This window comes from Streptomyces sp. NPDC001502 (assembly GCF_042894785.1).
Lineage (GTDB): Bacteria > Actinomycetota > Actinomycetes > Streptomycetales > Streptomycetaceae > Streptomyces > Streptomyces kutzneri.
In genome coordinates this window covers 107,700-131,453 of sequence record NZ_JBIAVW010000003.1, presented here as the reverse complement: position 1 = coordinate 131,453, position 23,754 = coordinate 107,700, and the positions used below count along the sequence as shown (strand labels likewise).

At 72.3% G+C, this 23,754-nt stretch carries 16 protein-coding genes and 1 pseudogene; 6 read left to right on the top strand and 11 right to left on the bottom strand.

What is annotated here, in order from left to right:
- Window positions 1-61 precede the first annotated feature (61 nt).
- The 3 genes and pseudogenes from ACFY0D_RS05470 to ACFY0D_RS05460 form a co-directional block, all read right to left on the bottom strand.
- Window positions 62-1,813: a methyltransferase gene (locus tag ACFY0D_RS05470; protein WP_390797092.1), complete on the bottom strand. Its 1,752-nt coding sequence runs from the start codon at window positions 1,811-1,813 to the stop codon at window positions 62-64.
- 106 nt (window positions 1,814-1,919) lie between these two features.
- A pseudogene (locus tag ACFY0D_RS05465) lies at window positions 1,920-3,091 on the bottom strand (4-hydroxybenzoate 3-monooxygenase).
- 301 nt (window positions 3,092-3,392) lie between these two features.
- A complete protein-coding gene (locus ACFY0D_RS05460; protein ID WP_390797091.1) occupies window positions 3,393-6,293 on the bottom strand; it encodes a BTAD domain-containing putative transcriptional regulator in 2,901 nt (966 codons plus the stop codon).
- A gap of 260 nt (window positions 6,294-6,553) precedes the next feature.
- Here ACFY0D_RS05460 and ACFY0D_RS05455 point away from each other — a divergent pair, with 260 nt between their 5' ends.
- Window positions 6,554-6,979 carry a hypothetical protein gene (locus ACFY0D_RS05455; RefSeq protein ID WP_301373908.1) on the top strand — a complete coding sequence of 142 codons (426 nt, stop codon included), beginning with the start codon at window positions 6,554-6,556 and terminating at the stop codon, window positions 6,977-6,979.
- A gap of 289 nt (window positions 6,980-7,268) precedes the next feature.
- Here the strand turns inward: ACFY0D_RS05455 and ACFY0D_RS05450 are convergent, their stop codons facing one another.
- On the bottom strand, window positions 7,269-7,694 hold the full coding sequence (locus ACFY0D_RS05450; RefSeq protein ID WP_390797090.1) for a subtilase-type protease inhibitor: 426 nt from the start codon (window positions 7,692-7,694) through the stop codon (window positions 7,269-7,271).
- A 422-nt stretch (window positions 7,695-8,116) separates the two neighbouring features.
- A complete protein-coding gene (locus ACFY0D_RS05445; protein ID WP_390797089.1) occupies window positions 8,117-9,610 on the bottom strand; it encodes a hypothetical protein in 1,494 nt (497 codons plus the stop codon).
- Window positions 9,611-9,816: 206 nt separating this feature from the next.
- Between ACFY0D_RS05445 and ACFY0D_RS05440 the strand changes: the two genes are divergently transcribed.
- Complete coding sequence (locus tag ACFY0D_RS05440) at window positions 9,817-10,353, top strand: hypothetical protein (protein ID WP_390797088.1); 537 nt, start codon at window positions 9,817-9,819, stop codon at window positions 10,351-10,353.
- A 35-nt stretch (window positions 10,354-10,388) separates the two neighbouring features.
- On the opposite strand, the gene ACFY0D_RS05435 is transcribed toward ACFY0D_RS05440, so the two are convergent.
- From ACFY0D_RS05435 to ACFY0D_RS05425, 3 genes are all read right to left on the bottom strand, one after another.
- Window positions 10,389-10,853: a DUF2199 domain-containing protein gene (locus ACFY0D_RS05435; protein WP_390797409.1), complete on the bottom strand. Its 465-nt coding sequence runs from the start codon at window positions 10,851-10,853 to the stop codon at window positions 10,389-10,391.
- 81 nt (window positions 10,854-10,934) lie between these two features.
- Window positions 10,935-11,900, bottom strand: coding sequence for a hypothetical protein (locus ACFY0D_RS05430; protein WP_390797087.1), 966 nt, complete (start codon window positions 11,898-11,900; stop codon window positions 10,935-10,937).
- Between the two features lie 26 nt (window positions 11,901-11,926).
- Complete coding sequence (locus ACFY0D_RS05425) at window positions 11,927-13,873, bottom strand: FHA domain-containing protein (RefSeq protein ID WP_390797086.1); 1,947 nt, start codon at window positions 13,871-13,873, stop codon at window positions 11,927-11,929.
- A 248-nt stretch (window positions 13,874-14,121) separates the two neighbouring features.
- Between ACFY0D_RS05425 and ACFY0D_RS05420 the strand changes: the two genes are divergently transcribed.
- Entirely contained in the window at window positions 14,122-15,492 is a 1,371-nt protein-coding gene (locus tag ACFY0D_RS05420) for a serine/threonine-protein kinase (RefSeq protein WP_390797408.1), read from the top strand.
- A gap of 60 nt (window positions 15,493-15,552) precedes the next feature.
- Here the strand turns inward: ACFY0D_RS05420 and ACFY0D_RS05415 are convergent, their stop codons facing one another.
- On the bottom strand, window positions 15,553-16,053 hold the full coding sequence (locus ACFY0D_RS05415) for a MarR family winged helix-turn-helix transcriptional regulator (RefSeq protein ID WP_390797085.1): 501 nt from the start codon (window positions 16,051-16,053) through the stop codon (window positions 15,553-15,555).
- Between the two features lie 530 nt (window positions 16,054-16,583).
- Here ACFY0D_RS05415 and ACFY0D_RS05410 point away from each other — a divergent pair.
- On the top strand, window positions 16,584-17,852 hold the full coding sequence (locus tag ACFY0D_RS05410; protein WP_390797084.1) for a YhgE/Pip domain-containing protein: 1,269 nt from the start codon (window positions 16,584-16,586) through the stop codon (window positions 17,850-17,852).
- Here ACFY0D_RS05410 and ACFY0D_RS05405 read toward each other — a convergent pair.
- Window positions 17,833-19,416 carry an amidohydrolase gene (locus ACFY0D_RS05405; protein WP_390797083.1) on the bottom strand — a complete coding sequence of 528 codons (1,584 nt, stop codon included), beginning with the start codon at window positions 19,414-19,416 and terminating at the stop codon, window positions 17,833-17,835. The genes ACFY0D_RS05410 and ACFY0D_RS05405 overlap by 20 nt on opposite strands.
- 12 nt (window positions 19,417-19,428) lie before the next feature.
- The gene (locus ACFY0D_RS05400) at window positions 19,429-20,763 is read right to left on the bottom strand and encodes a lysine N(6)-hydroxylase/L-ornithine N(5)-oxygenase family protein (protein ID WP_390797082.1); all 1,335 of its coding nucleotides are present in this window, start codon (window positions 20,761-20,763) and stop codon (window positions 19,429-19,431) included.
- Window positions 20,764-21,019: 256 nt separating this feature from the next.
- On the opposite strand from ACFY0D_RS05400, the gene ACFY0D_RS05395 reads away from it, so the two are divergent.
- Both ACFY0D_RS05395 and ACFY0D_RS05390 read left to right on the top strand, forming a co-directional pair.
- Entirely contained in the window at window positions 21,020-21,964 is a 945-nt protein-coding gene (locus ACFY0D_RS05395) for a methionyl-tRNA formyltransferase (protein WP_390797081.1), read from the top strand.
- 156 nt (window positions 21,965-22,120) lie between these two features.
- Window positions 22,121-23,677: a serine/threonine protein kinase gene (locus ACFY0D_RS05390; RefSeq protein ID WP_390797080.1), complete on the top strand. Its 1,557-nt coding sequence runs from the start codon at window positions 22,121-22,123 to the stop codon at window positions 23,675-23,677.
- Window positions 23,678-23,754 lie beyond the last annotated feature (77 nt).

The window sequence follows — 23,754 nt, the reverse complement described above, 5'->3', positions numbered from 1 at the left end:
GATCCTTCGCACCTCGTCCCGGGCGGGCTGCCTGCTCCCGCCCTGGGGAGGTGCCGCCGGTTCAGCTCTGTCGGGCGGCGGGGTCCGGTGCGCCCGCCCGGCGGGCGTGCAGCACATGCGCGTCCAGCGGCAGGGGCCTGTGGCCGACGAGTTGGAGTCCCGCCTCGGCGAACAGGCGCGCGTAGTGGTCGGCGCGGCGTTCGCGGCCTCCGACGTTGCACAGCATGTGCAGGTCCCAGGCGGTGGCCAGGGAGGGGGAACCGTCTGCGGGCAGAAGACGTTCCACGACGAGCAGGTCCGCGTGGGCGGGCATCGCGCGGACGCAGTGGCGCAGGATCTCGCGGCAGCGGTCGTCGTCCCAGTCGTGCAGGACGCGGGACAGGACATAGACGTCGCCGCCGGGCGGCACGTCGGCGAAGTCGCCCGTGCGGTAGTCGCAGCGCGCGCCGCAGCCCGCGGCGTCGAGCAGCCGGCGGGCGGCTTCGACGGCGTGCGGGCGTTCGAGCAGGACACCGCGCAGGCGCGGGTGTGCGGTGAGGATGCGGCCGAGGAGCTCCCCGTTCCCTCCGGCGACGTCCACGACGGTCGCGGCCGTGGGTGCCTGGGCCGCGGCGGTGATGACCGGGTGGGCGGGGAGCGGCCGGAACATCCGTGAACTCGCGGCCATGGAACGGTCGAAGAGGGCGGCGAGTTCGCCATCGCGGGCGAAGTGGTCGAAGTGGTTCTCGCCGAAGAGGTGGTCGAACGCCGGCTGCCCGGTCCGCACGGCATGGTCGAGGCCGCCGAAGGAGCGGTAGAACGGGCCTCCGTACATCAGGGCCAGCGGTCGCATGGACCCGTGCGTGTCGGCGCGCAGCAGGGCGCCGAGTTCGGTCAGTCGGAATCCGTCCTCCTCGTTCTCCAGGCCGGGGTCCTGGGTGACGGCGCCGAGCATGGCGAGGTAGCGCAGGAGTACGGCCAGACTCCGTGGGTGGCTGCCGGTCAGCCGGGCGAGGTCCTCGGTGCGGCAGGCGGTACGGGGGTCCATGACGTCGGGCAGGCCCAGCCGGGCGAACGTGGCGAGTGCCTGTGTCGTCCACGCGCCGGTGAGGAGGTGGAGAAGCGTTTCGGCGGGCTGCCGCACGTCATGGCGGGGCCGGTCCAGGTGGGCGGCGAGGGTGTCCCGGTGGTCGCCCCGTACGTACAGTTCCAGGCGCTCGTAGTCGCAGGCGGCGTCGGGGAGGGTGAAGTAAAGGACCGTGCCGTCCTCGTGCGGGTTGTAGCCGCCGCCGTCGGGCCGCGCGCCGTGACGGGCGAGGATGGCGCAGAGGCCGCGCAGGGCCAGCGGCTCGGGGTGCTCGACCTCGAAGGCGAGGTGCGCCTCGTGCCGGCGGGTGCGTTCGTAGGCCGCGATCGGTTCCAGGTCGCAGTGCGGGGGCACGGTCAGGGCGAACACCTCGACCGCGCGCCGTTCACCGGCGGAGCCGAGCACGCGCGGGCGCAGGATCTGGACGTCGAGCTCGGCCGGGTCGCGCCGGTGGCGCCGGGCGAGGCGTTCGCGGACCACCACGCTGGGGTGGGAGGGAGTGTCCACGGCCAGTCCGCAGTCGGCGAGTCGGGTCCGCAGGCCGTCCGCGTCCGGTGGGAAGAGCAGCAGCCCGGCGTGGGCGAACCGGCAGTGCCCGGCCAGCGCCTGCAGGTCCGGGCCGCCGAGGCCGGGCAGCAGGAGGGGGAGCAGGGCGGCACTGTCGTGCTCACGGACGAACCGGGCCGCCGCGCGCAGGCAGGCGGTGTCGTCCAGGAGCAACGTTTCGTCGGGGAGGGTCGTCGTCATCGTGGGGGTGTCCTCGGGCCGGTACGTGGCAGGGCAGGGCCAAGCGGTGGGAGCGGTGGGAGCGGTGGGGCGGGGTGAGCGGTACGGGGGCGGGCCGCCGCGGCGGTCACACGCCGACGTAGTTCTCGGCGAACCAGTCCTGGTGGATGCGCGAGGTGCGCAGCGATGCCAGCCGGGACCGCTGCAGGGCGGCGTGGAAGAACGATCCGGCGTCCTGGTCCCGGTCGGGGGGCGCGTGCAGGAGCCGGGTCATCCACCCGGTGAACTCCTGCGCCCGCCAGATGTGCGCCAGGCACCGGTCCGAGTAGCTGTCGAGTCCTGCGGTGTCGCCGCGGGTGAGGGCGTCGGCGAGGCCTTCGGCCAGGATCTCGGCCTCCAGCACCGCGAGGTTGGCGCCCTTCGCAGCGGCCGGGGCGAGCAGGCTCGCCGCGTCGCCCGCCAGGAAGAGCGGGCCGTGGCGCAGGGGTTCGACGACGTCGCAGGTGAGGTCGAAGACCCCGCGTTCCAGGAGTCCGCCCCGGCTCAGCGGGCCGTGGTCCGCGGCGCGCATCCGGACGTCGAGCTCGTCCCAGATCCGCTGCTCGGACCAGGCGTCGGCGGGCGTGCCGCGCTGCCACTGGAGGTAGTAGCGGGTGACGTCCGAGGTGCGGGCCATGTGTCCGGCGAAGCCGTGGTCGTGAATGGCGTAGCCGACGGCGTCGAGACTCGCGGGAGTCTCGGCGAGCAGGCGAGCCAGGTCACTCCGTGGTCGTACCGGTGGTGGCGGACGGCGCCCGGTGGCAGCGAGCGGCGGGCCGCCCCGTACCGGCCGTCGCAGCCGGCGACGTACCGGGCGGTCCACCGGGCGGGCCGGCCGTCGGGCTCGCGCGCCGTGACGGACGGCCGCGTGCCGTCGGTGTCGTGCACGGCGAGCGCCTCGGTGCGCAAGCGGATGCGTCCGCCGAGGCCGAGGTAGTGGTTCAGGAGGTCCGTGACCAGGTTCTGCTGCGGGTAGACGTGATGCTGCCCGCCCCGGCCGAGAGCTCCGTAGTCGAGGCGGAACCGGCCGTCCTCCGTGCGGAACTCGCACGTGCCGTGGCGGTGACCGTGCCGGCGCAGGCCGTCGGCGAGGCCGTGGCGGTCCAGGATCCGCACGGTGTTGGGGGCGAGGAACCCCGCGCGGGCCCGGGTCTGCACATGGGTGCGGGAGGCACGCTCCAAGATGACGCAGTCGATCCCGGCGGTGTGCAGCAGGATTCCGAGAACGAGCCCGGCGGGGCCGGCACCGAGGACGACCACATCGGCTGATTCCGCTGATGTGCGAGAGGTCTGACTTTCCGTCATAGCGGGTGAAGCATAAGCATGCGAAGATCCACACACCTACGCGAATCATCCCTAGGCGGGAATAGAGTGACAATCGCCCTGGGTATTCCTGCCGGGTCACAGCGGGGCCGGGACCCGTTCCCGCAGCAGGTCGGTGGTGCGCTCCAGGCGCGCGAAGGCGGGCGCACTCTCCCGCACGCTCCGGCGCGTACCCGGGGGGACCGCCGTCGGCGGGCGCTCGCCGAAAGGCCTTACGCGCGGCTGTACGAGCCGGACCTCACGGTCGCGGTGATCCGCCTGATCGCGGTCCGGAGCGGTACCCGCCGAGGGTGGAACGCCCCCGCGTGACCACGCTCCACGCCGGCCCCTGGTCCGGCCCCTGGTCCGGCCCCCGCTCCGGCCCCCGCTCCGGCAGCCCGTCCAGTACCGCCCGCGCGGCGAGCTCGCCCTCCTCGTAGGCGTTGGCCCGGGCCTCCCGGATGGCCTCGTGGAGCTGTCGTGCGGCCTCGCCGGTCCGTCCGACGGCGGCCAGCGCCTCACCGTGCAGGGTGCGCAGGACCACCCGGCGCGGGGCCGCCAGCGGAGGCGCGGCGAGAGCCAGCCCGCGGGCCGCGTGCGCGGCGGCTTCGGCCGCGGCGCCGACCGACAGCAGGTGCTGGGCGAGGTGTTGGTGCGCCAGGGTGACGGTCTCGGTGAGACCCTCCCGCTCGGCGAGGGCGAGGGCGTCGGCCAGCAGGCCGCCGGGCCGTTCGCGGTCTCCGTACCGCATGAGCGCGACGGCCAGGTTGATCCGGGCGACCGCCTCCCCGGCGAAGTCACCCGCCCGGACGGCGAGATCAGGGGCCCGCTCCAGCCGCGTCAGGGCCTCCTCGGGCCTGCCCTCCTCGGACAGGACCCAGCCGAGCAGCGCCGACGCCCGGGACTGGGCCGCCGGATCACCGTCGAGTTCCGCGGACGCCAGCCCCTGTTCGAGGAGCGGCACCCAGCCGTCGCGGACCTGCCACACGATGAGCGGCCACTGGAGCAGGACGAGCCGCCAGGCCCGGTCGTGGTGGCCCGCCTCGACGGCGGCCTCGACCGTTGCCCGCAGGGTGCCGCGTTCGGCGGAGTACCAGGCGAGCGCGCTCGTCCGGTCGGCGAACCGGCGGATCTCGGCCGAGCGCCGGGCCCCGGGCGGGAGGGCGCAGCACGGCTCGCCGCCGGGCTCCGCGGCCGCGCACGCCCCGAGCAGGGTCTGCACCCAGTGGTCGAGCAGCCGGAGCAGCCCGGCGGGTTCGTGATCGGGTGCCAGGCTGCGGGCGAAGAGGCGCACCAGATCGTGCAGCACGTAGGACTGCGGGCCCGTCTCGACGACCAGCTGGGCCGCGGCCAACTGGTCCAGTGCCAGCGCGGCCTGGGGTGGCGGGCAGTCGGCGAGCGCGGCCGCCGTGCAGGTGTCGAGCGTGGCACCGGTGTGCGGGCCGAGGTGGTGGAACAACCGCCGCGCCGGTTCGGGCAGATGCCGCAGGCTGAGGCCGAGCGCCGCGGCGACGCCGGTGTCCTCCGCCTTGAGCAGGTCCAGCCGGTGCTGCTCGTCGGCGAGTTCACCGGCGAAGGAGGCCAGGCCCCGGTGCGGACGCGTGGCGAGCCGGGCGGCGGCGACGCGCAGCGCGAGGGGCAGTCCGTCGCACAGACCGGCCAGTCGCGCGGCGGCTTCCGGTTCGGCCGCCACCGATTCCGGGCCCAGTACGGCGGCCAGCAGCGCCGTCGAGTCGGCGGCGGGCAACGCGCCGACCGTCATCGGGCGGGCGGCGTCGGTGGCCACCAGGCCGTCGAGCCGGTCACGGCTGGTGACGAGGGTGACGCACTCGTCCCCGCCGGGCAGCAGCGGGCGGATCTGCTCGGAGTCGACGGCGTTGTCCAGTACGACCAGCAGTCGGCGTCCGGCGGTCAGTTCGCGGTAGCGGGCCCCGAGGGCGACGGGCGAGCCCGGCATCCGCTCGACCGGGACGCCGAGCGCGAGCAGGAACTCGCGGAGCACGGCGCGGGTGTCACGGGCCGGGGTGGGGCTGAAGCCGCACAGGTCGGCGAAGAGCGTGCCGTCGGGGAAATCGGCGCGGCGGCGGTGCGACCAGTGCACGGCGAGCGCGGTCTTGCCGACGCCGGCGCTGCCCGTGAGGGTGACGACGGGGCCCGGCGTCGCGGTCGTGATGCGGTCGAGGGTCGCGAGCTCGTCCTGCCGCGCGATGAAGCCCCGTGGCCGGCGGGGCAGCAGTTGGGGTGTGCCGACGGGCCCCGCGGCGGCCTCGTGCGGCGCGGCGGCGGGCGGCCGGACCGTCTCGTGGTCGGCGTCCGCGTGAGCGTGGGCGCGGCCGTGGGCGTGGGCGCGGGCCTGGGTATCGGCGTGGGCGTCGGCACGGGCGTGGGCACGGGTATCGGCGTCGGCACGGGCGTGGGCGTCCGTGCGCAGGAGGGTGTGGTACGCGTCGGTGAGCACGGGTGCGGGGTCGACGCCGATCTCGTCGGCGAGCAGCTTGCGCGTGCGGTGGAACCAGTCCAGCGCGTCCGCCTGTCGGCCCGCCCGGGCCAGGGCCAGCATCAGGTGCGCCACGAGCGGCTCGCGCAAGGGGTGTGCGGCGGCCTCGGCGCGCAGTACGGACGCGGCCGCTCCGTGGTCGCCCAGTTGTCCGTACGCGCGTGCCAGCGCCTCCACCGCCGTCAGACGCAGTTCCTCCAGCGCCTGCGCGGGGGCCTCCAGCGGTGCGCTGTGCACGGTCCCGGCGAACGCCGGCCCCTGCCACAGTCCCAGCGCCTCACGGAGGACCGCCACGGCCCGACCCGGATCCGCGCTCCGCCGGACGAGCCGGAGCGACTCCTCGAAACGGTGGGCGTCCACGAGTACCTCGGGCAGGCGCAGCCGGTACGCCGCTCCCTGGGTGAGGAGTTCCACGCCGTGTGCGGCCGCGTCGTGCTGTGCGAAGACCGCCCGGAGCCGGGAGACGTGTCCCTGCAGCACGGTGCGCGCGTGCTTCGGCGGCTCCTCGTCCCACAACGCCTCGGTGAGCCGCTCGACACCGACGGACGTGTTCGGATGGGCCAGCAGCATGGCCAGCAGGCTCCGGCGTTTGGCAGGGCCGAGCGGCAGCGGACCTCCGTTCGCCGTCGTCACGGAGACCGGCCCCAACACGCGGAACTGCACAGACCCCACCCTTGTCGATCCGTACCGCTTCGTACCGTTCTGTTCAGGTAGTGACGGCCCCTGATCGAGGATAAGTCGGATTGTTCCGGCGGCATGAGTACGGCCTCGGCCAATCATGGAACGCATATTCCACTCCCGAACGCACGGCAGGCCGGTGCGGCGCCGGAGGAGCGTTAGCAGGCCGTTAGAGCATCGTTGGCGGCCGGTGGAAGTGTTCGGAGCGTCAAGTCGTTCCGTCATCCCGATTGGGGAGTACCCACATGACCTTGGCCATCCTCCGCCGCTCCGCCCTCGCGGTCACCACCCTCGCGCTCTCCGGGGCCGCCCTCGCCGGTGTGACCGCCGCCCCGGCACAGGCGGCGGCGCCCGCCGCCGCTGCCGGCTTCTGTCACGTGTCCGGCCTCGGCGGTGACTACATCTGTGAGTACGGCGAGGCCTGGATGACGTACCCGGCCGGAAACCGTCAGGTCTTCATCGTCGGCACCGACTTCGCGGTGTGGACCCGCTGGCAGTACGCCGGGGGCTCGTGGAGCGAGTGGACCTCCATGGGCGGCACCGTGCGCAGCGGGGTCCGCATCGAAGGCAACAACACCTGGAACCCGACCATCTCGATCGTCGGCATGGACGGCGAGCGCTGGTCCCGGCACCGCCTGAACAGCGGCAGCTGGACCCCCTGGCAGAACTGACCCGCGCCCCCGGCGGGCCGCCACCCGCCGATCCCAGGGAGAGAACGGTACGCCCGTGACGGGGGTGTCCCTGGTACGGCAGCCCCCACCCCCCATGCCCGACCTCCGGCCCGCCGGGGCCGGCCGCCACCCGACGTGGCCGCCGGCCCCGTGCCACGCCCGCCGGCTCCGATCGGCGCCGCCCGCCTCGGTCTTCGGCCCGGGTCCGGACCGTGCTGACGGACTCGCCCTGGCCGCCATGGGCGTCACGGCGGCTGCCTTCCGGCACCTCGACGCGCAGGCGGGAGCGTCAGAACGCGTAGAGCGCGTTGCCGTTCAGGGTCGCGGACATCACGCACGCGTTGCGGAAGGTGTGCTTCCAGGCGACGCGGTCACCGTTCCACACACCGTCCGCGGTGACGGTGACGGGGTCGGAGCGCCTCGGGCACACGCGGCCCGTGTCCGGAGCGGCCAGCAGGCGGTCGAAGTCGCCACCGGTGGCGTTGAGGGCGTCGCACGCGGCCCGGGGGGCGGGATGCGTGCCCTCGGCGGTGTAGGCACAGCTGAGGACGGCCGCCCGCAGGACCGTGCCCGTGGCGGCGTCGTCCCCCTGGGTGACGGTGAGAACCATCGCGGAGGGTGCGTACAGGCTCGCAGGGCTCGCTTCCGCCAGACCCGCGGTGCCGGCGAGGCAGAGGAGAGTGGCGGCGGAGACGGTGGCTAAGCGGTGACGCATGACGAGGCCCACTTTCGATTCGAAGGTTGTTTGGCGCGCCGGAACTTTCATGCAGCGCTCAACTGGGGCTGAGCCTGCCAGGTGTGAAGGTGCATCGCACACGGGCGGTCGATTTACGGACAGTCCGTTCGAATGCCGGTGATCCGGGGGGTGTTCGCGCAGCTCCCGCCGGGTGCCCGCGGGCCCGCACCACGCAGAAGCGCGGCGCGGCGACCGGCGTGACGCGATCTCCCGCACCTGCTGCCCAGGTGGCGGCCACGCACGGTTTGCCGAACGTCCCACCAGGGTGACCGGATCGATGCGGTGACGAGCCCGCACAACCGCTCCGACTGCCCTCGGACCATGTCGCTCACACGCGGAGGCCGCCTCGCCGGACGGTGAGGCGGCCTCCGCGTGATCGGTCCGGTCGTCCCGTCACCCGCTCATCCGGCCTTCAGGCGGCGGCCGATCTCCTCGGTCATCCGTCGCTGGAGTTCGGCCAGCTGCTCGTTCGTGTAGCCCGTCAGGTCACCTGGGTCCCCCGGGTTCTTCGCACCCTCCTGCTGCTGCTGTTTCTGCTGCTCCCGGCGTTTGAGCTCCTGCTCCTCGGGTGATCCGGGCACCACGTACGCGCACCGGATGAGCGCTCCGTCGGCGGCCTTCAGGCAGGTCGCCTCACGGCCGCCCACCTGGCCCTTCCCCTCCACCCGGTAGCGGACGTTCTGTTCGCTGCCGACGGTGGCCGTCCACGTTCCGCCCCCGGTGGGTACGACCTCGAACACCTGGTCGTCGTTGTAGCAGCAGACGTCCCGGTACTCCGCCTTGATCAGGGCGACGAGCGCCTTCGGGGACGACCACGCCGGATCGAGGCGATGGACGGTCATCGGCGCGAGCCCGCCGCCCTGGTGACGGGTGGGCAGCGTCGACACGGCCACGACCGAACTGGCCTCTCCCTGCGGGGTGAGCGGGGTGACGTACGCACTGCGCCCGGCCTCTTCGGCGTACCGCATGGTGAACTCGGACTCGTTGCCCTCGTTGGCCCCGTCCTCGGAGGCATCCCATCCGCTGCGCTCGAACCACCAGTCGCTGAAGCCGCCCACCGCGGCCGTTCCTTCCCGCTGACGGGCCGCCAGGCTGATCGGGTAGGACGGACCGGGAACGGCGGAGGTGTCGGTGGTGACGGTGAGCTTCCCGGTCCGCCCGTCGTAGAGCGCGACACCGGCGGGGCGCTCGGTCACGACGAGGATCCCGGTCTGCCGCTTGAGCGGGACGACCACGACCGGGGTGCCGCCCGAGCAGGTCACGTACGCGTCGTCGGCCTCGAACCGGACCCAGCGCTTCTCGGCCGAGATCTTCCTGCCGAGGTTGTGGGTGAACCAGCCGCTGATCCTCGCGTCCGCCCGGGACACGTCGAACGGGCAGCGCTCCTGGCTGCGGCTCTCGCCGCCGAGGGGGACGTCCTGCACGAGGCCGACCTCGTACCCGGCCAGCCAGCCGCGCCGCTCGACGAGGGTGGCGAACCGGTCCGAGTCCGGCAGGTAGGTGATGTCGGAGATCTCGCCGGTGACATCGCCCAGGTGCGGGGCGGCCTGCGCCTTGCCGGCCACGTACGGCACCCGGGCCGCCAGAGCGGGTACGGGCTCGGTCACGACCTGCGAGGTGGCCATGTACGCACGGTCCTGCAGGTACGAGCCGTACACCAGCCAGCCGATGGTGAGGCCCAGCCCGACGACGGCGCCCAGGCACCCGAGGGCGACGGCCGCGTTCCCGGTGCCCGCACCGCGCCCCGCACGCCGCCGCAGCCATCCCACCAGCAGCACGACCGCCGCGGTGGCCGCCGCGGCCAGCAGGGGCAGGGCGAACCAGGCGAAGAGCTTGCGCAACTCCCAGACCACGATCGTCGTGTAGTACGAGGCGTACCAGAGTACGAACCCCACCGGCAGAACCACGATCCCCACGCGCAGTGCCCGACCCATCAGCGCCCCCGCCCCTCGGCCCCACGTCACTGCGTCCGATTCTCCACCCCGGACCGGACCGTGTCACCGGCTTGCGCGGACGCACGGGATTCCGCTGACCGCCCTCCCGTCGGGGGGCTACTGTACGAGCACGCCGAGTTGCGCACGGTCACCCGAGGAGGAATCCTGTGCCATCGCCCTGTGACTCCCAGCACGCCGCCGTCGGTGATGTGGGTGCGGCGCTCATGATGATCGACTCACGGCTCAAGTCCGTCTACTCCGGCAAGGCCGGGACCGACCCCGAACAGCAGCAGCTGATCGACCAGTTCACCGCGTCACTGGGCCCGGAAGAGGCCGAGGACCTGGTGGACGGCGCGTGCACGCTCATCTACATGTTCGTGCAGTGGCTGCGGATGGCCCACGAGGACCAGGGCAGCGACGTCATCGAGTACGTGGTGCCCAGCTTCGTGGCCTCGCTGCGCATGATGCCCAAGAGCATCCGCCCCGAGGTCATCCCCACCATGGTCGGCCTGGTCGTCGCGGCCGCCACCGGCCTGAGCCCCAACCTGTGGCGCAAGCAGTACGGAGACTGGACCGGGGACGAGATGAACTCCCTGGAAGCCACGGCCTTGCTGCTCGCGGAGCACATCAACCGGCTCACCGGAGACCACGACTTCGCCACCCGCATGGTCACCGAAGCCCTGTCCCGCTCGGACCAGGACTGACCCACGGCGTCCTCGCCCGTGCCGGTGCCCTCCCCTCACCGCAGCCCGCCGCCGGCGGGGTGCAGCACGGCTGCGGCGATCTCACGCACCCGGTCCGGGGTGATGCCCGTCCGCTGCTCGACGGCGAGGGGATGGTCGGTGGGTTCGAGCTCGACGAAGGGACGCTCGCCGAGCGGGCGGGTGTGGACGTTGGTCTTCAGGTTGAGCGTCGTGGCCGGGTAGACCGGCAGCTCGGTGGTGAGCCAGCCGAAGTACGCGGGCTCGGACTCCCGGCCCGGTGTCTCCCACAGGTCCGTGGCACGGGAGAAGTTCTCGCGGCTGAGCGAGACCCAGACAGCCCAGGAGAACGTCTCGTCGCTGCCGATGACCGGTATCTCGATCAGACCCTTGACGAAGTAGTGCTGGGCCTTGATCACGCACTGGTCGGACGAGAGCAGACAGTCGTCGGCCTCGGCGTACGCCGGATCCCACACGGCCGGGGCCTCGGCCGTGTAGTGCATGGGCAGCTCGCAGTGGCGGGCGCCGCAGCACGAGCAGGTGTATCCGCGATCACTGGTCATGACGGAAAGGCTGCCGATCAGCTAGGACGACGCCGCGCGCACCGAGGTGCGCGACCGGCGGACGGGGTGGCCGTCGGGGCCTTCGGTGAGCCAGGAGCCGTCGCCCAGGGGCACCCCCTCGTACGGGTGGGTCACGCCGAGGGCGATCTCGCCGCCGACCGTGCCCGTGCGCAGGTCGACGAGGTGGTGGCGGAACCATTCCTCCTCGTCCGGGCGTTCACCGCCCAGGGTGACCACGGCCGTGTCCCGGGTCAGGTAGCCGCCGCTCCATTCCACGCAGGTGTCCTCGGGGTCGTACCCGAAGGCTTCGACGGACAGCGTGAACAGCACCTCCCCGCCGGGGTGGTGGTGGAAGGCGACGTCCTCCTGCCCGTGGTCGACGGTCATGAACTGCTGCCCGCCCGGCGCCAGGTCGATCATGCAGCGGTCCGGCCACGGGTACGTCTCGAACTGCGGTGCGCCGTCGGCTCCGGTCACACCCCTGAGGATGACGGACCCGTCCTGGCCCTCACCGATGTCGAGGTACACGCTGCCGTCCACCGGGTGCACGCAGTGGTGCGCGCCGTGCCCGGCGGTCGTCAGCTCCCGGTCGGCGAGGACCTCGCCGGTGTCGGCGTCGTACACGACCCATCGGTCCACACGACCGCGTTGCGCCATCACGTCCGGGCGGTAGACCCACACGGTGCGGCCGTCCAGGGACAGCGAACAGCCGGGCCGGTGGCCGTGGCGCACCTCCGAGTGCGGCTCGAAGGCCGAGGCCCACAGCAGGTCACCGGCGCGCGTGAGGCAGACGACTCCGTTCAGCGTCACGTACACGACCCGCTCCAGATCGGGCCGGACCACGGACTCCTCGACCTCGTCGCCGGCGCGCGGCCGGAACACCGCGGCCGGCTCCAGCGTCCCGAAGGCGCCGGGGTCCACCACGTAGGCGTGGATCCGCCCGTCGCGGTGGCGCGTGATGACCTTCGGAGGCTGCTCAGGAGTCATCCGCCGAGGTTAACGCCCGGCGCAGGTCACCCGACAGCCGGGGCCGGTGCCCTCCGGGGGTCGGCGGGACGGGGTACGAAGACCGGGGAGTCCGACTGGTAGAAGAGGTCGATGTCGGCCTCCTCGCCGCCGACGATCAGGGTGTCCCAGGCGCCGCTCTCCCGCAGGGTGCGCAGGGTGGCGGGGGCGATCGAGGCGAGGTGGGACCGGAGTTCCCCGTCCGTGGGCAGGCCGGGCAGCCGGGATCCCAGGCGGTCGCGGATACCGGCCATCCGGTCGAGCAGCGCGTCCAGATCGCTTCCGTCCGCGGCCCCGGAACCGGTACCGGCAGGGGTACCGGCAGGGATGCCGGCAGCGCCGCCGGCCTCCGCGCTGCGCGCGATGATGTCCCTGATGGCGCGGGTGACGCCCTGGTCGTCGGTGGTCACCATGGCGTTCCAGGCCCGGCTCTTGTGCCGGTACTGGAGCATGGACATGGCGGCCTCGTGCCGGATGAAGTCGGCATCCCGCAGGGGCTTGCCCTGCCAGGCGCGGCTGAGCGAACGGGCCAGCGAAGTGGCCGAGGCCAGACCGCTGTTGAGGCCGCGGCCCGGCCAGAAGTGGATGGCGTTGGCCGCGTCGCCCAGCAGGAAGCCGAAGGTGCCGGGGCTGGTCGCCGTCGGCCGGTGCAGCTGCGCCGTGAACCGCGGGCGCTGCACCATGTCCAGCCGGAACGAGGTGATCGCCGACAGGTCTTCCTCGGCCACGCCGAAGAGGCCGAGGCCCTGCCGGATCTCCTTCCACAGCGGGGAACCGCGCAGCAGGGCGGGCAGGAAGAGGGTGCCGTGGGTGGGGCAGCGGAACTCGTTGTCCTCCTCCTGCCGGCTCATCAGGCAGGGGCGGGCGGCGATGCACTCCTCGAAGACGTGGCGGACCGGGTCGATGCCGATGACGTTCTTGGCCTCCTCCCGGGTGAGCCGCATGTTCAGGAAGCCCTCACCGCGCAGTGAGTTGAGCAGGAAGCGGTTCTGCGACACCGTGAGCAGCACGCTCATCGGATCCGGCAGCTTCGACTTGACCCGCAGGCCGAGCACGACGTCCTGAAGGTGTTCGCCGTCGAGGGAGTAGATCGAGGCGTCGGCCGCGCCGAAGCGGTCGGCGTAGTGCTCGCGGGTGCGGGAGCGGCCGCCCTCGCAGACCACGAGGACGTGTTCCTGGGTCAGCCGGTTCTGCTGCTCCGTCACGTCGAAGCGTCTGGGGACGAGACGGATGGCCGGCCGCCGGTTGGCCAGGTCCAGCAGCCGGTCCTCGATGTGGGCGATCCGGATGTTGCGGGGCGGGTGGCCGTCGACCGAGTCCGGGCCGACGGGCCACATCTCGGAGTAGGCGGCGCCGTCGTCGAACAGGGCGCCGAGGACCTCCTCGGACAGGGCGAGGTACTGCCGGCTCTGGACGGTCACCACCTGCTGGCGGCGGAAGTTGCCCTGGGTCTCGTCCTTCCAGACGACCGCGGAGCCCTTCCTGGTCCAGCGCCCGTCGTAGAGGGTGATGACGGTCCGGCCGGGCAGCATCTCGTCGAGCGCCAGAGCGAAGGCGAGGCCGACCGGGCCGCCGCCGGTGATGGTGACCCGCAGCATGCCGGGGTCCGCGGTGCCGACCCGGGGGACGTCCAGGAGGGAGAGGTCCATGACCGTCTCCATGGCGTCCTGCCCCTCATAGAGGAACGTTTCGTCACCGATCCGGATGCAGTCGTTCGGGCGCAGCACATGCCGGGTGACGCGCTGGTCGTTGACGAACGTGCCGTTCCGGCTGTCCCGGTCGTAGAGGACGAACCCGGGGTCCTCCGTGAGGATCTCGGCGTGCAGCCGGGAGGCACTGGGACTGACGATCACGACGCCGTTGTCGCTCTTGCGCCCGAAGCTGAGGGGCTCGCTGCCCAGAACCACGCTCTGTCCCGTGAACGGACCCGTGCGCCCGACGATGACCGATGGCACTCCACACCCCTTGGAAAACGATGCTGCTGATGACTCGTACGACAGGAACACGTCATCGAGAACGTGTTCGGTTCAACCATTTCTTGGAATCTTTTGAGTCCCCCTGAACCGGGGGCCCGGTCCGTACGTGATGCTCGCGTCGGCCGCCGATAGAGGAGAACCACCCCATGTACAACGACGAATCCGAGACCGTGACGGAGACCGCGCTCGCTGCCACCCCCGCACCGGGTCCGGCGGGTGGGGAACCGTTGATCGCGGGCCGCTACCGGCTGTTGTCCCGGCTCGGCCAAGGCGGTATGGGCACCGTGTGGCGGGCCCGCGACGAGACCCTGCACCGGGAGGTCGCCGTCAAGGAGGTGCGGGTCCCGGCCGGCCTGTGGGGCGATGACCTCGCCCGGCTGTACAGCCGGCTGGAGCGGGAGGCCTGGGCGGCGGCCCGGATACCCGACCGCAATGTGGTCACGGTCCACGACGTGGTGATGGCGGACGACCGGCCCTGGATCGTGATGGAGCTGATCCGGGGGCAGTCGCTGGCCGAGCTGCTGCGCACCGAGGGACCGCTCGACCCTCGGTACGCCGCGTACATCGGCGCGGAGGTACTGAACGCGCTCCGTGCCGCCCATGCCGTCGGCGTGGAGCACCGGGACGTCAAGCCGGCGAACGTGCTGCTCGCGGACGACGGGCGGGTGGTGCTCAGCGACTTCGGCATCGCGATGGTCGAGGGCAGCACCGCCCTGACCATGACCGGCGAGGTGGTCGGCTCCCCCGAGTACCTGCCGCCGGAGCGCGCGCTGGGCCGCCCCTCGGGCCCCGAGTCGGACCTGTGGTCCCTCGGCGTGATGCTGTACGCGGCCGTGGAGGGTATCTCCCCGTTCCGGCAGGACACCGCGCTCAGCACCCTGCGGGCCGTCGTGGACGAGGAACCGCCGGTACCGACATGCGCGGGCCCGCTCGCCCCGGTGATCGCGGGGCTGCTCCGCAAGGAGCCTGCGGAGCGGACGCCCGCCGCCGAAGTCGCCGAAGCCCTGAGGGACATCGCGCAAGAACCCGGCGCCACCACAGGGGCGGCCCGCATCCTGGCGACCCCGGCGGAAGGCGCCGCCACCGCCATGGGCCCGGGCCCCACGGCGGAAGCCGCCACCGGTACGGCCGCCGCGGTCGCCGCCCCGCCCCGCAAACGCCGTACGATGACCTTCGTCACGGTCGGCACGGCCGCCTGCGTACTGATCGGCGGCGGGATCGCCTACGCACTGACGGGCAACGGCGGGGGCACCGCGCCCGATTCGGGCGTACGGGTGTCGGTGACGGGCGCGAACACGGCCTACACCGGCAGCTGCCCGATCCCCGAGGGCCGGGCCCCGGCGTTCACCGCGACCTTCACCGCGTCCGAGCCGACGCTGATCTCCTACCGCTGGGTGTCCGGCGACGGCTCGGTGGTGGATCCGCACTGGCGCACCCTGTCGATCGGGGACAAGGCCAACCCGACGGGACGCGACACCGTGCGCGTGTCGGCCGACGCGAAGACGGGCACCCTGACGACCGGGATGGCCGTGGAACTCCAGAGCCCCACCCGCACCACCTCCAACCCGGTCCCCTTCTCGATCACCTGCACCCGCTGAACCCCGCACGGGCCCGGCCGGCGGCGGGCGGGGCCGTCAAGGGGCCCTTCAAGGGGCCCCTCAGGGAGCTTGGCGCTCCGCCGCCTCGACGTTGGCGACCATCCTGCGCAGCACCTTGAGGGCGGCCACGTACTCCTCGTCGCCGATGCCCTGGTGGACCACGGCACGCTGCTCGGTCACCAGCTGCCGCAGCCGCGCCCTGGCGGCTTCCCCGGCCTCGGTGAGGTGCAGCCGCTGTGTGCCGTCGGTCGAGAGCCAGCCGCGGTGGAGCAACTGGTCCACGACCCGGGCGATCTCGTGCGGTCCTTCCGCGAGCGGGGTCAGCTGGGCGACCACTTCCTCCCGGCCGGGCGCGGGAAGCCCGCTGTTCACCCGGTTGAGGACCCAGTACTGCGGCTGTGTCACGTCGATCTTGGCCATGGCGTCCCGCAACTGCCGGGTGACCGCCGCGTGGGCCAGGCCGCTCCAGTAGCCGATGGGCTGGGTCGCCAGCATGTCGTCGGTGGCGGCCGGATCGGCCGGCGCCTGCTCGGTGGTGGTGGCACCCGTCAACGGTTTCATGATCACGACGCTACACACCACCCCCGGCGCAGGCTCCTTCGGCGGTCAGGGGGTCAGGCGGTCAGGGGGAAAGGGTGGCCGGGCAGGTCGGCTCCCAGGTGTACGAGGTGCTCTACGCCCCGCTCCGGGAGCAGGTGAACGGGTACCGGAGGGTCGCGCACGCCCGGGCCGACAACGTCGACCTGGTCGTCGAGTTCCCGCCGTCACCGCGCCCGGCCCGCGTCTGGTGGGCGACCCGGGACCACCACCGCGGCGGCACGCTCCTGAGCGAGACCCCGGTGGCCCTCGCCACGGACGGCTCGGTCCACCGGTTCGTACCGGCACCGGAGCACGCGGCCGCCGACTTCCGCTGGACCTGGCAGCCCGGCGCCGGGGTGGGCCGTTCCGGTGGTCCCGTACGCGGGTTCACGGCCGGAGCGCGAGGGGTACGGCGGCCTGACCGGGTGCGGAGACCATCCTGAGGGTGCCGTGCGGCCGCCGCCGCTGCCACCGCCCCTCGATCCCGGCCCGCCGGGAAGCTACGGAGACCGATGTCCCCGACCGTCGCCCCCGAAGCCACCGCCGCGGCCCTGGTGCGCCGCCCCCAGCTGTGGCTGGTCCCCACGATCCTGACGGGACTGCTGGCCCTGCTGCTGTCGCTGCTCTACATGGGCGGCATCGTCAACCCCAACGCGGAACTGCGCGACCTGCCCATCGCCCTGGTCAACCAGGACACGGGCGAGCCGCCGCCGGGGCAGCGGCAGAACCTGGGTACGCAGATCACCGCAGCCATCGCCGCCGACCCCGCGGGCAGCAAGGCGGACTGGCGCGAACTGAGTCTCGCCCAGGCCCAGGACCAGCTCGACTCCGGCGAGGTCTACGGGGCGCTGGTGGTCCCGGCCGGCTTCACGGAGTCCGTCACGGCGCTCCCCACGTCCGGCGCCACGAAGCGGCCGACCATCACGGTGCTCACCAACCCCGGCAAGGGCAGCCTCGGATCCTCGCTGGCGAGTCAGATCACGACGCGGGCCGCCCACGGCGCGTCCCGCTCCGTCGGCGAACAGCTCACGGCCGCCGCCGGAGGCCAGGCGAGCGCCACCGCGAAGCTGCTGCTGGCCGACCCGGTCGAGGTGGTCACACGGGTCGGTCACCCGGTCGGCGCGCACAGCGGCCTCGGACTGACGGCCTTCTACTACACCCTGCTGCTGGTGCTGGCCGGGTTCATGGGCGGCAACGTCATCAGCAACGGCGTCGACACCGCCCTCGGCTACGCCGACAACGAGATCGGCCCGTGGCACACCCGCCACCCGACGGTGCCGATCGACCGTACCCAGACGCTGCTCCTCAAGATGCTGATGACCGCGGGCATCACGCTCGTCAGCGTTTCCCTGGTGATGGTGGCCTGCATCGGCATCCTGGGGATGGACGCGTCCCACCTGCCGCTCCTGTGGATCTACTCCTACTGCGCGGCCCTCGCCGTCGGCCTGGGCGTGCAGGCCATCAACGCCGCCTTCGGCGGGATCGGCCAGCTCGTGTCGATGTTCGTGTTCATCGTGCTGGGTCTGCCGTCGTCGGGTGCGACCGTCCCGCTGCAGGCGGTCCCCGGCTTCTACCGCTTCCTCTCCCACTTCGAACCGATGCGTCAGCTCAGCGACGGCGTCCGCGCGATCCTCTACTTCGACGCCCGCGGCGACGCGGGGCTCACCCGCTCCTGGATCATGATCGCGATCGGCACGGTGCTGGCCCTGCTGTTCGGCTTCGCCATGACCGCCTACTACGACCGCAAGGGCCTCAAGCGCCTCACGCCGCAGCCCGCCTGACACCTCGGGCGGGCCTGCCGTCCACGTACGTGGCGACGACCTCGATGGCTCCGATCCGCCCGGGGTCGACCCGCCTCGGGTCGTCGCCCAGTACGGCCAGGTCCGCGCGCCGGCCCGGGGCCAGGGTGCCGGCGGTGTCGTCCCAGTGGGAGGCGTAGGCGCCCGCCACGGTGTAGGCGTGCAGGGCCTCGTCCACGGTGATGCCCTCGTCGGGACCGATGAGGGCGCCGGAGTCGGAGGCCCGTTCCACCATGAACTGGACGGCCTTCAGCGGTGATCCGTCGGTGACGGGGCGGTCGGAGCTGCCCACCAGGGTGACCCCGTGGTCCAGGAAACCCCGGCCCCGGTACATCCAGGGGGCCCGCTCCGGGCCCATCACGGCCGCGTAGTCGTCGCCGAAGGAGCGCAGGAAGTGCGGCTGGACCACCGCGCTCACGCCGAGACGGGCGAAGCGCGCCAGCTGGTCGGGCCGGATCAGGCCGGCGTGTTCGATCCGGTGCCGGGCGGTGGGCCGGGGCCGTAGCCGCTGGGCGCGTTCCAGGGCGTCCAGGGCCAGGTCGGCGGCGCGGTCCCCGATGGCGTGCACGGCGAGCTGCCAGCCGGCCAGGTGGCCGTCGACGATGGTGTCGGTGATCCGCTCGGGGCTGTCCTGGAACTCCCCCGCGTGGTCGGTCCCTTCGTAGGGGCGGGTGAGTGCGGCCGTACGGGCCATCATGCCGCCGTCGGTGTAGACCTTGAGCGCGCCGAGGGAGAGCCAGTCGTCTCCGAAGCCGGTGCGCAGGCCGAGGTCGAGGGCGCGGGGGATCCCGTCCGAGGCGTGCGCGGCCACGGGCCGCAGGGTGTCGGCGGCCGCCATGAGCTGGACCCGCAGCGGCAGCCGTCCCTGGTCGCGAAGGAGTTGGTAGGCGCCGAGCTCGACCGGGCTGTTGCCGAGCAGGCCGCCGCCGATGCCCGCCTCGGCGCAGGCGGTGACGCCTTCGGCGAGGCAGGTGCGGCCGGCGTGCTCGACGGCGTCGGCGATCTCCTCCTGAGAGTAGGGCAGGCGCAGCCGGCGCGCGGTGGTCATGGCGCTCTCGGCGAGGAAGCCCTCGCCGTGGGCGAGTTCGCCGGGCAGCAGGTCGAGGACGGTGGTGTCGACGACGCAGCCGTGTCCCGAGTCGTGCAGCATGAACACCTTGCGGCCGTCGCTGACCTTGTCCAGTTCGGCGGCGGTCAGGTGCCGGCCGAGGGCCCGCTGGTCGTAGCCCACGATGTCCACCCACGCGCCGCGCGGTTTCCGGGCCACCGCCTCCGCGACGACGGCGAGCACGTCCTCGACGCGTGCGCAGGGCGCCACGCTGGGGGTGGTCGCCTTGAGTCCGGTCCAGGCCAGGTGCACGTGGGAGTCGATGAATCCGGGCAGCACGGTGGCGCCCTGGAGGTCGACGACCTCACGGGCGGGCAGTGCGGTGACGGCCTCGTCCAGGCCGACGATCCGGCCGTGCCAGATGCCCAGGTCGTGGGCGACGGGGTGGCCGGGGTCCATGGTGAGGAAGGTGGCGTTCGTCAGCCTGGTGCAGAGCATGGGTGCTGGTCCTCAGGGGGTGGGCGCCGTACGGGAGGCCGGTACCGGTACGCGGCCGTGGGCGATGATGGACTGGAGGATCTCGCCGACCCTGACGGCGGTGTTCGACAGCAGGGAGGACGTGATGCCGTGCGTGTGCTCCGTTCCTCCCTGGAGGTAGATGCCGCAGCGCAGTTCGGGCTCGCTCTCGACACGGTAGTCGCGTGCCACGCGGACGCGGCCGAGGCCGTCGCGCCGGCAGTACTTCTCGACGTCCCCGAGCAGTCCGAGGCCGTCCGCCGAGCGGTATCCGGTCGCGTAGACCAGCGCGTCGGCCGCCAGGGCCTCCTTCTCCCCCGTGACCAGCGACTCGACGGTGACGCGCACGTGGTCGGGGGTCTCGGTGACGTCCGCGAGCCGTGACACCTTCAGGAAGCGCAGCCGCTCGGTGCCGAGGACCTTCTCCTGGTACTCCTGCCGGTAGAGGTCGTCGATGAGGTCGATGTCCACCACGGAGTAGTTGGTGTTGGCGTGGTACTCGATCAGCTTGCGCTTGATCTCCTCGGGGGCGGTGAAGTACTCGTCGACCGCCGAGGGGTCGAAGATCCGGTTGGCGAAGCCGCTGTCGTCGGCGGGGCTGTAGCCGTAGCGGGAGAAGACGGCGCACACCTCGGCACGGGGGAAGGTGCGGTGCAGGAAGGCCACGTTCTCGGCGGCGCTCTGGCCGGCGCCGACGACGATGAACCGGGCGGGGTCCGCGTCTCCCAGCGCGGCCACCCTTGTGAGGAGTTCCGAGGTGTGCCAGATGCGCTCGGTGCGTTCCACGCCCTCCGGCATCTGCGGCCGCAGGCCGGTGCCGATCACCAGGTTGCGCGCCCGGTGGACCACGAGCTCGGAGCCGGAGCGGGCGGTCACGTCCACGTACTCGATCGCCCCGTCGCGCAGGACGGGACGTACGGCGACGACCTCGGACCCGTAGGAGACCATGTCGTCGACCTTGGCCGCGGCCCACTCGAAGTAGTCGTGGAACTCCACGCGCAGCGGGAACAGGTTCTTGTGGTTGACGAAGTCGATCAGGCGGCCCCGGCTCTGGAGGTAGCAGAGGAAGCTGTACTCGCTCGCCGGATTGCGCAGTGTCACCAGGTCCTTGAGGAAGGACACCTGCATGGTGGCGTCGTCGATGAGCATGCCGCGGTGCCAGCCGAAGCGGGGCTGCTGCTCGAAGAAGTGGGCGGTGACCGCCTCCTGCGGTCCGACGCCGGCGTTGTGCTCGCTGAGCGCGATCGCCATGGCCACGTTCGAGGGGCCGAAGCCGATGCCGATGAGGTCGTGGATCAGTGGCGCGTCATCGGGCAGATCCTGTGACATGTCACTCCCAATCGTGCGGGGGGGGGCAGCCGATCGCCATGCGTGGGGGAACCGGGGGCAGGGCACGCCGAAGGAGCGGAACCCGAGGCGAACTTAGGGAAGGCTAACCTGACACGATGGACCTGTCGATGGGCAAATCAGATCGAGCCTTCATCGATTTGCCATTGAACTCTCTCCAAAGAAGGGGATGTTGCGCAGTTAGGTAAGCCTTGCTTTACTCATTTTGAAATCTGTCGCCGCTCCAAGGAGGAACCCCATGCGGGTCGTCATGTTCGGCTATCAGACGTGGGGGCACCGCACCCTGCAGGCCCTGCTGGAGTCCGAACACGATGTCGTTCTGGTCGTGACGCACCCGAAGAGCGAGCACGCGTACGAGAAGATCTGGAGCGACTCCGTCGCCGACCTCGCCGACGACCACGGCGTCCCGGTGCTCATCCGCAACCGCCCCGACGACGAAGAGCTGTTCACCCGGCTGAAGGAGGCGCAGCCGGACATCATCGTGGCGAACAACTGGCGCACGTGGATCCCCCCGCGCATCTTCAACCTGCCCCGCCACGGCACCCTCAACGTGCACGACTCCCTGCTGCCGAAGTACGCCGGCTTCTCACCGCTGATCTGGGCGCTGATCAACGACGAGCCCGAAGTGGGCGTCACCGCCCACCTGATGAACGACGAGCTCGACGCGGGAGACATCGTGGTCCAGCGGGCCGTACCGGTCGGCCCGACGGACACCGCGACCGACCTGTTCCACAAGACGGTCGACCTGATCGCACCGGTCACCGTCGGCGCCCTGGGCCGGATCGCGGCCGGCGAGACCGATTTCACCCACCAGGACCGCTCGCAGGCCAGCTTCTTCCACAAGCGGTCGGCCGAGGACATCCGCATCGACTGGAACTGGCCCGCCGAGGACCTCCAGCGGCTCGTCCGCGCCCAGTCGGCCCCCTATCCGGCCGCCTTCACCCACCACCGCGGCAAGCGTCTGGAGGTACTGGCCGCCGTCGTCTCCGAGGGCCGCTACGGCGGCACGCCCGGCCGTGTGTTCTACCGCGAGGGCGAAGGCGTCGTGATCGTGGCCGGGGCCGACGCCCGCACCGGGCGCAACCACGGCCTCGCCATCACGCGGGTACGGACCGAGGAAGGCGAAGAGATGCCCGCCACCGACTACTTCACCACCATGGGCGGGTACCTGACCAGCCGCTGAGCCCCGGCGCCGACCCGGGCGCCGGGCTGGGCCGTGTCCGGCCCCCGGCGCCCGGGCGGCGACCTGGACCACGTCTGCGAACGCCTCCGAACACCCGCATGACCATGGTTCAAGCCACTAGAATCCGGCCGTACCAGGCGCGATCCGGGGGGCCGAGTGGACGCATTGATACCGGGTGACCCCGTGCGGGTCGGGCCCTACCACGTCGTCGCACGGCTCGGCAGCGGCGGCATGGGCCGCGTCTACCTGGCCCGCACGCCCGGCGGCCGCAGCGTCGCCGTCAAGGTGGTGCATCCGGAACTGGCCCGGGACCCGGAGTTCCGGCGCCGCTTCGCCCGCGAGGTCGCCGCCGCGCGAGCCGTGGACGGGAGGTACACCGCGCAGGTGCTCGCCGCCGGCGTGGACGACCCGACACCATGGCTGAGCACGGTCTTCGTGCCCGGGATGTCGCTCGCCGAGGCGGTGGCCGAACACGGGCCGTTCCCCGAGGCCTCGGCGCTCGCCCTGGCGCGCGGGCTGGCGGCGGCACTCGCGGCGGTGCACGCCGCCGGGCTGGTGCACCGTGACCTGAAACCGTCCAACGTGCTGCTGGGCCCCGACGGACCCCGGGTGATCGACTTCGGGATCTCGCGGGCCACCGAGGCGAGCGCGCTGACCCGCACCGGACTGACCGTCGGCTCCCCCGGCTTCATGTCGCCGGAGCAGGCCTCCGGGGGCGCCGTGGGAACGGCCTCCGACGTGTTCTCCTTCGGGGCGGTGCTGGCCTTCACCCTGAGCGGCGAGAGCCCCTTCGGGTCCGGCGCCACCCCCGCGCTGCTCTACCGGGTCGTGCACTGCGAGCCGCGGCTGGACGCCCTCTCGGGGCTCGCGCTGGACCTCGTACGGCGCTGCCTCGCCAAGGACCCCGCCGCGCGGCCCACCCTTGCCGCGCTGTTCACGGAGCTCTCGGCCGGGACGGACGACGCCCGCCCGGTCGGTTCCGGCTGGCTGCCGGCCCCGGTCGCGCACAGCCTGCTCGCGCGCGCCTCCTCGGCACTGGAGGCGGACTCCGACCCCTCGCTGACGGCCACCGCGCCCCCGCCGTACGCGCCGACGCGGGTGGACCCCGCCGTGGCGGCCGGGCCGCCCGCCGCCCCGCCCGGGTACGGACCGCGCCCGGCCGGGGCCCGCACCCGGTTCCGTACGGCACCCTTCGTCGCGGCCGCCGCCGTGGTGGTGGCCGCGGCGATCGGGGCCCTCGTGTACACGGCCGCGCAGAACGGGAAGGACGCGGCCGAGCACTACGTCTCCCAGGACGACAGCGGCGGCACTCCCACGGATCCGGCGCCGGAGAGCACCGACCCGCTCTACGGCTGGTCCCTGTCGGACGAGGCGGAGGTCCAGCTGCCCACCGGCCACGGCATCGACGCCGCCGACCTCACGGAGGCGAAGGCGGGGGACGGCTTCGATGTCGACCTGCACCCGAACTGGGACCTCGCCGGAGACGACATCCTGCTGCTCAAGTCCGGTGACTCCGACCTGAACAGCGACTGCCTCGCGGACGGACACGGCTCCGGCTACGGAACGCTGGTGGAGGACGCCGAGTGGGACACCGACGACATGATCTGCGTCCGCGTCTCCTCCGATCTGCTGCTCGTGCTGGAGGTCACCCACATCGAGGACGGCCAGGACGACTACCTGGAGGCCGTCGCCAAGGTGTGGGAGCGCGATTGATCCGCCGCCGCCCGCACCATGATCACTACCGGTAGGGTGATACGGAAAATCCCATATGCCTGACGGCGGTTCACCGC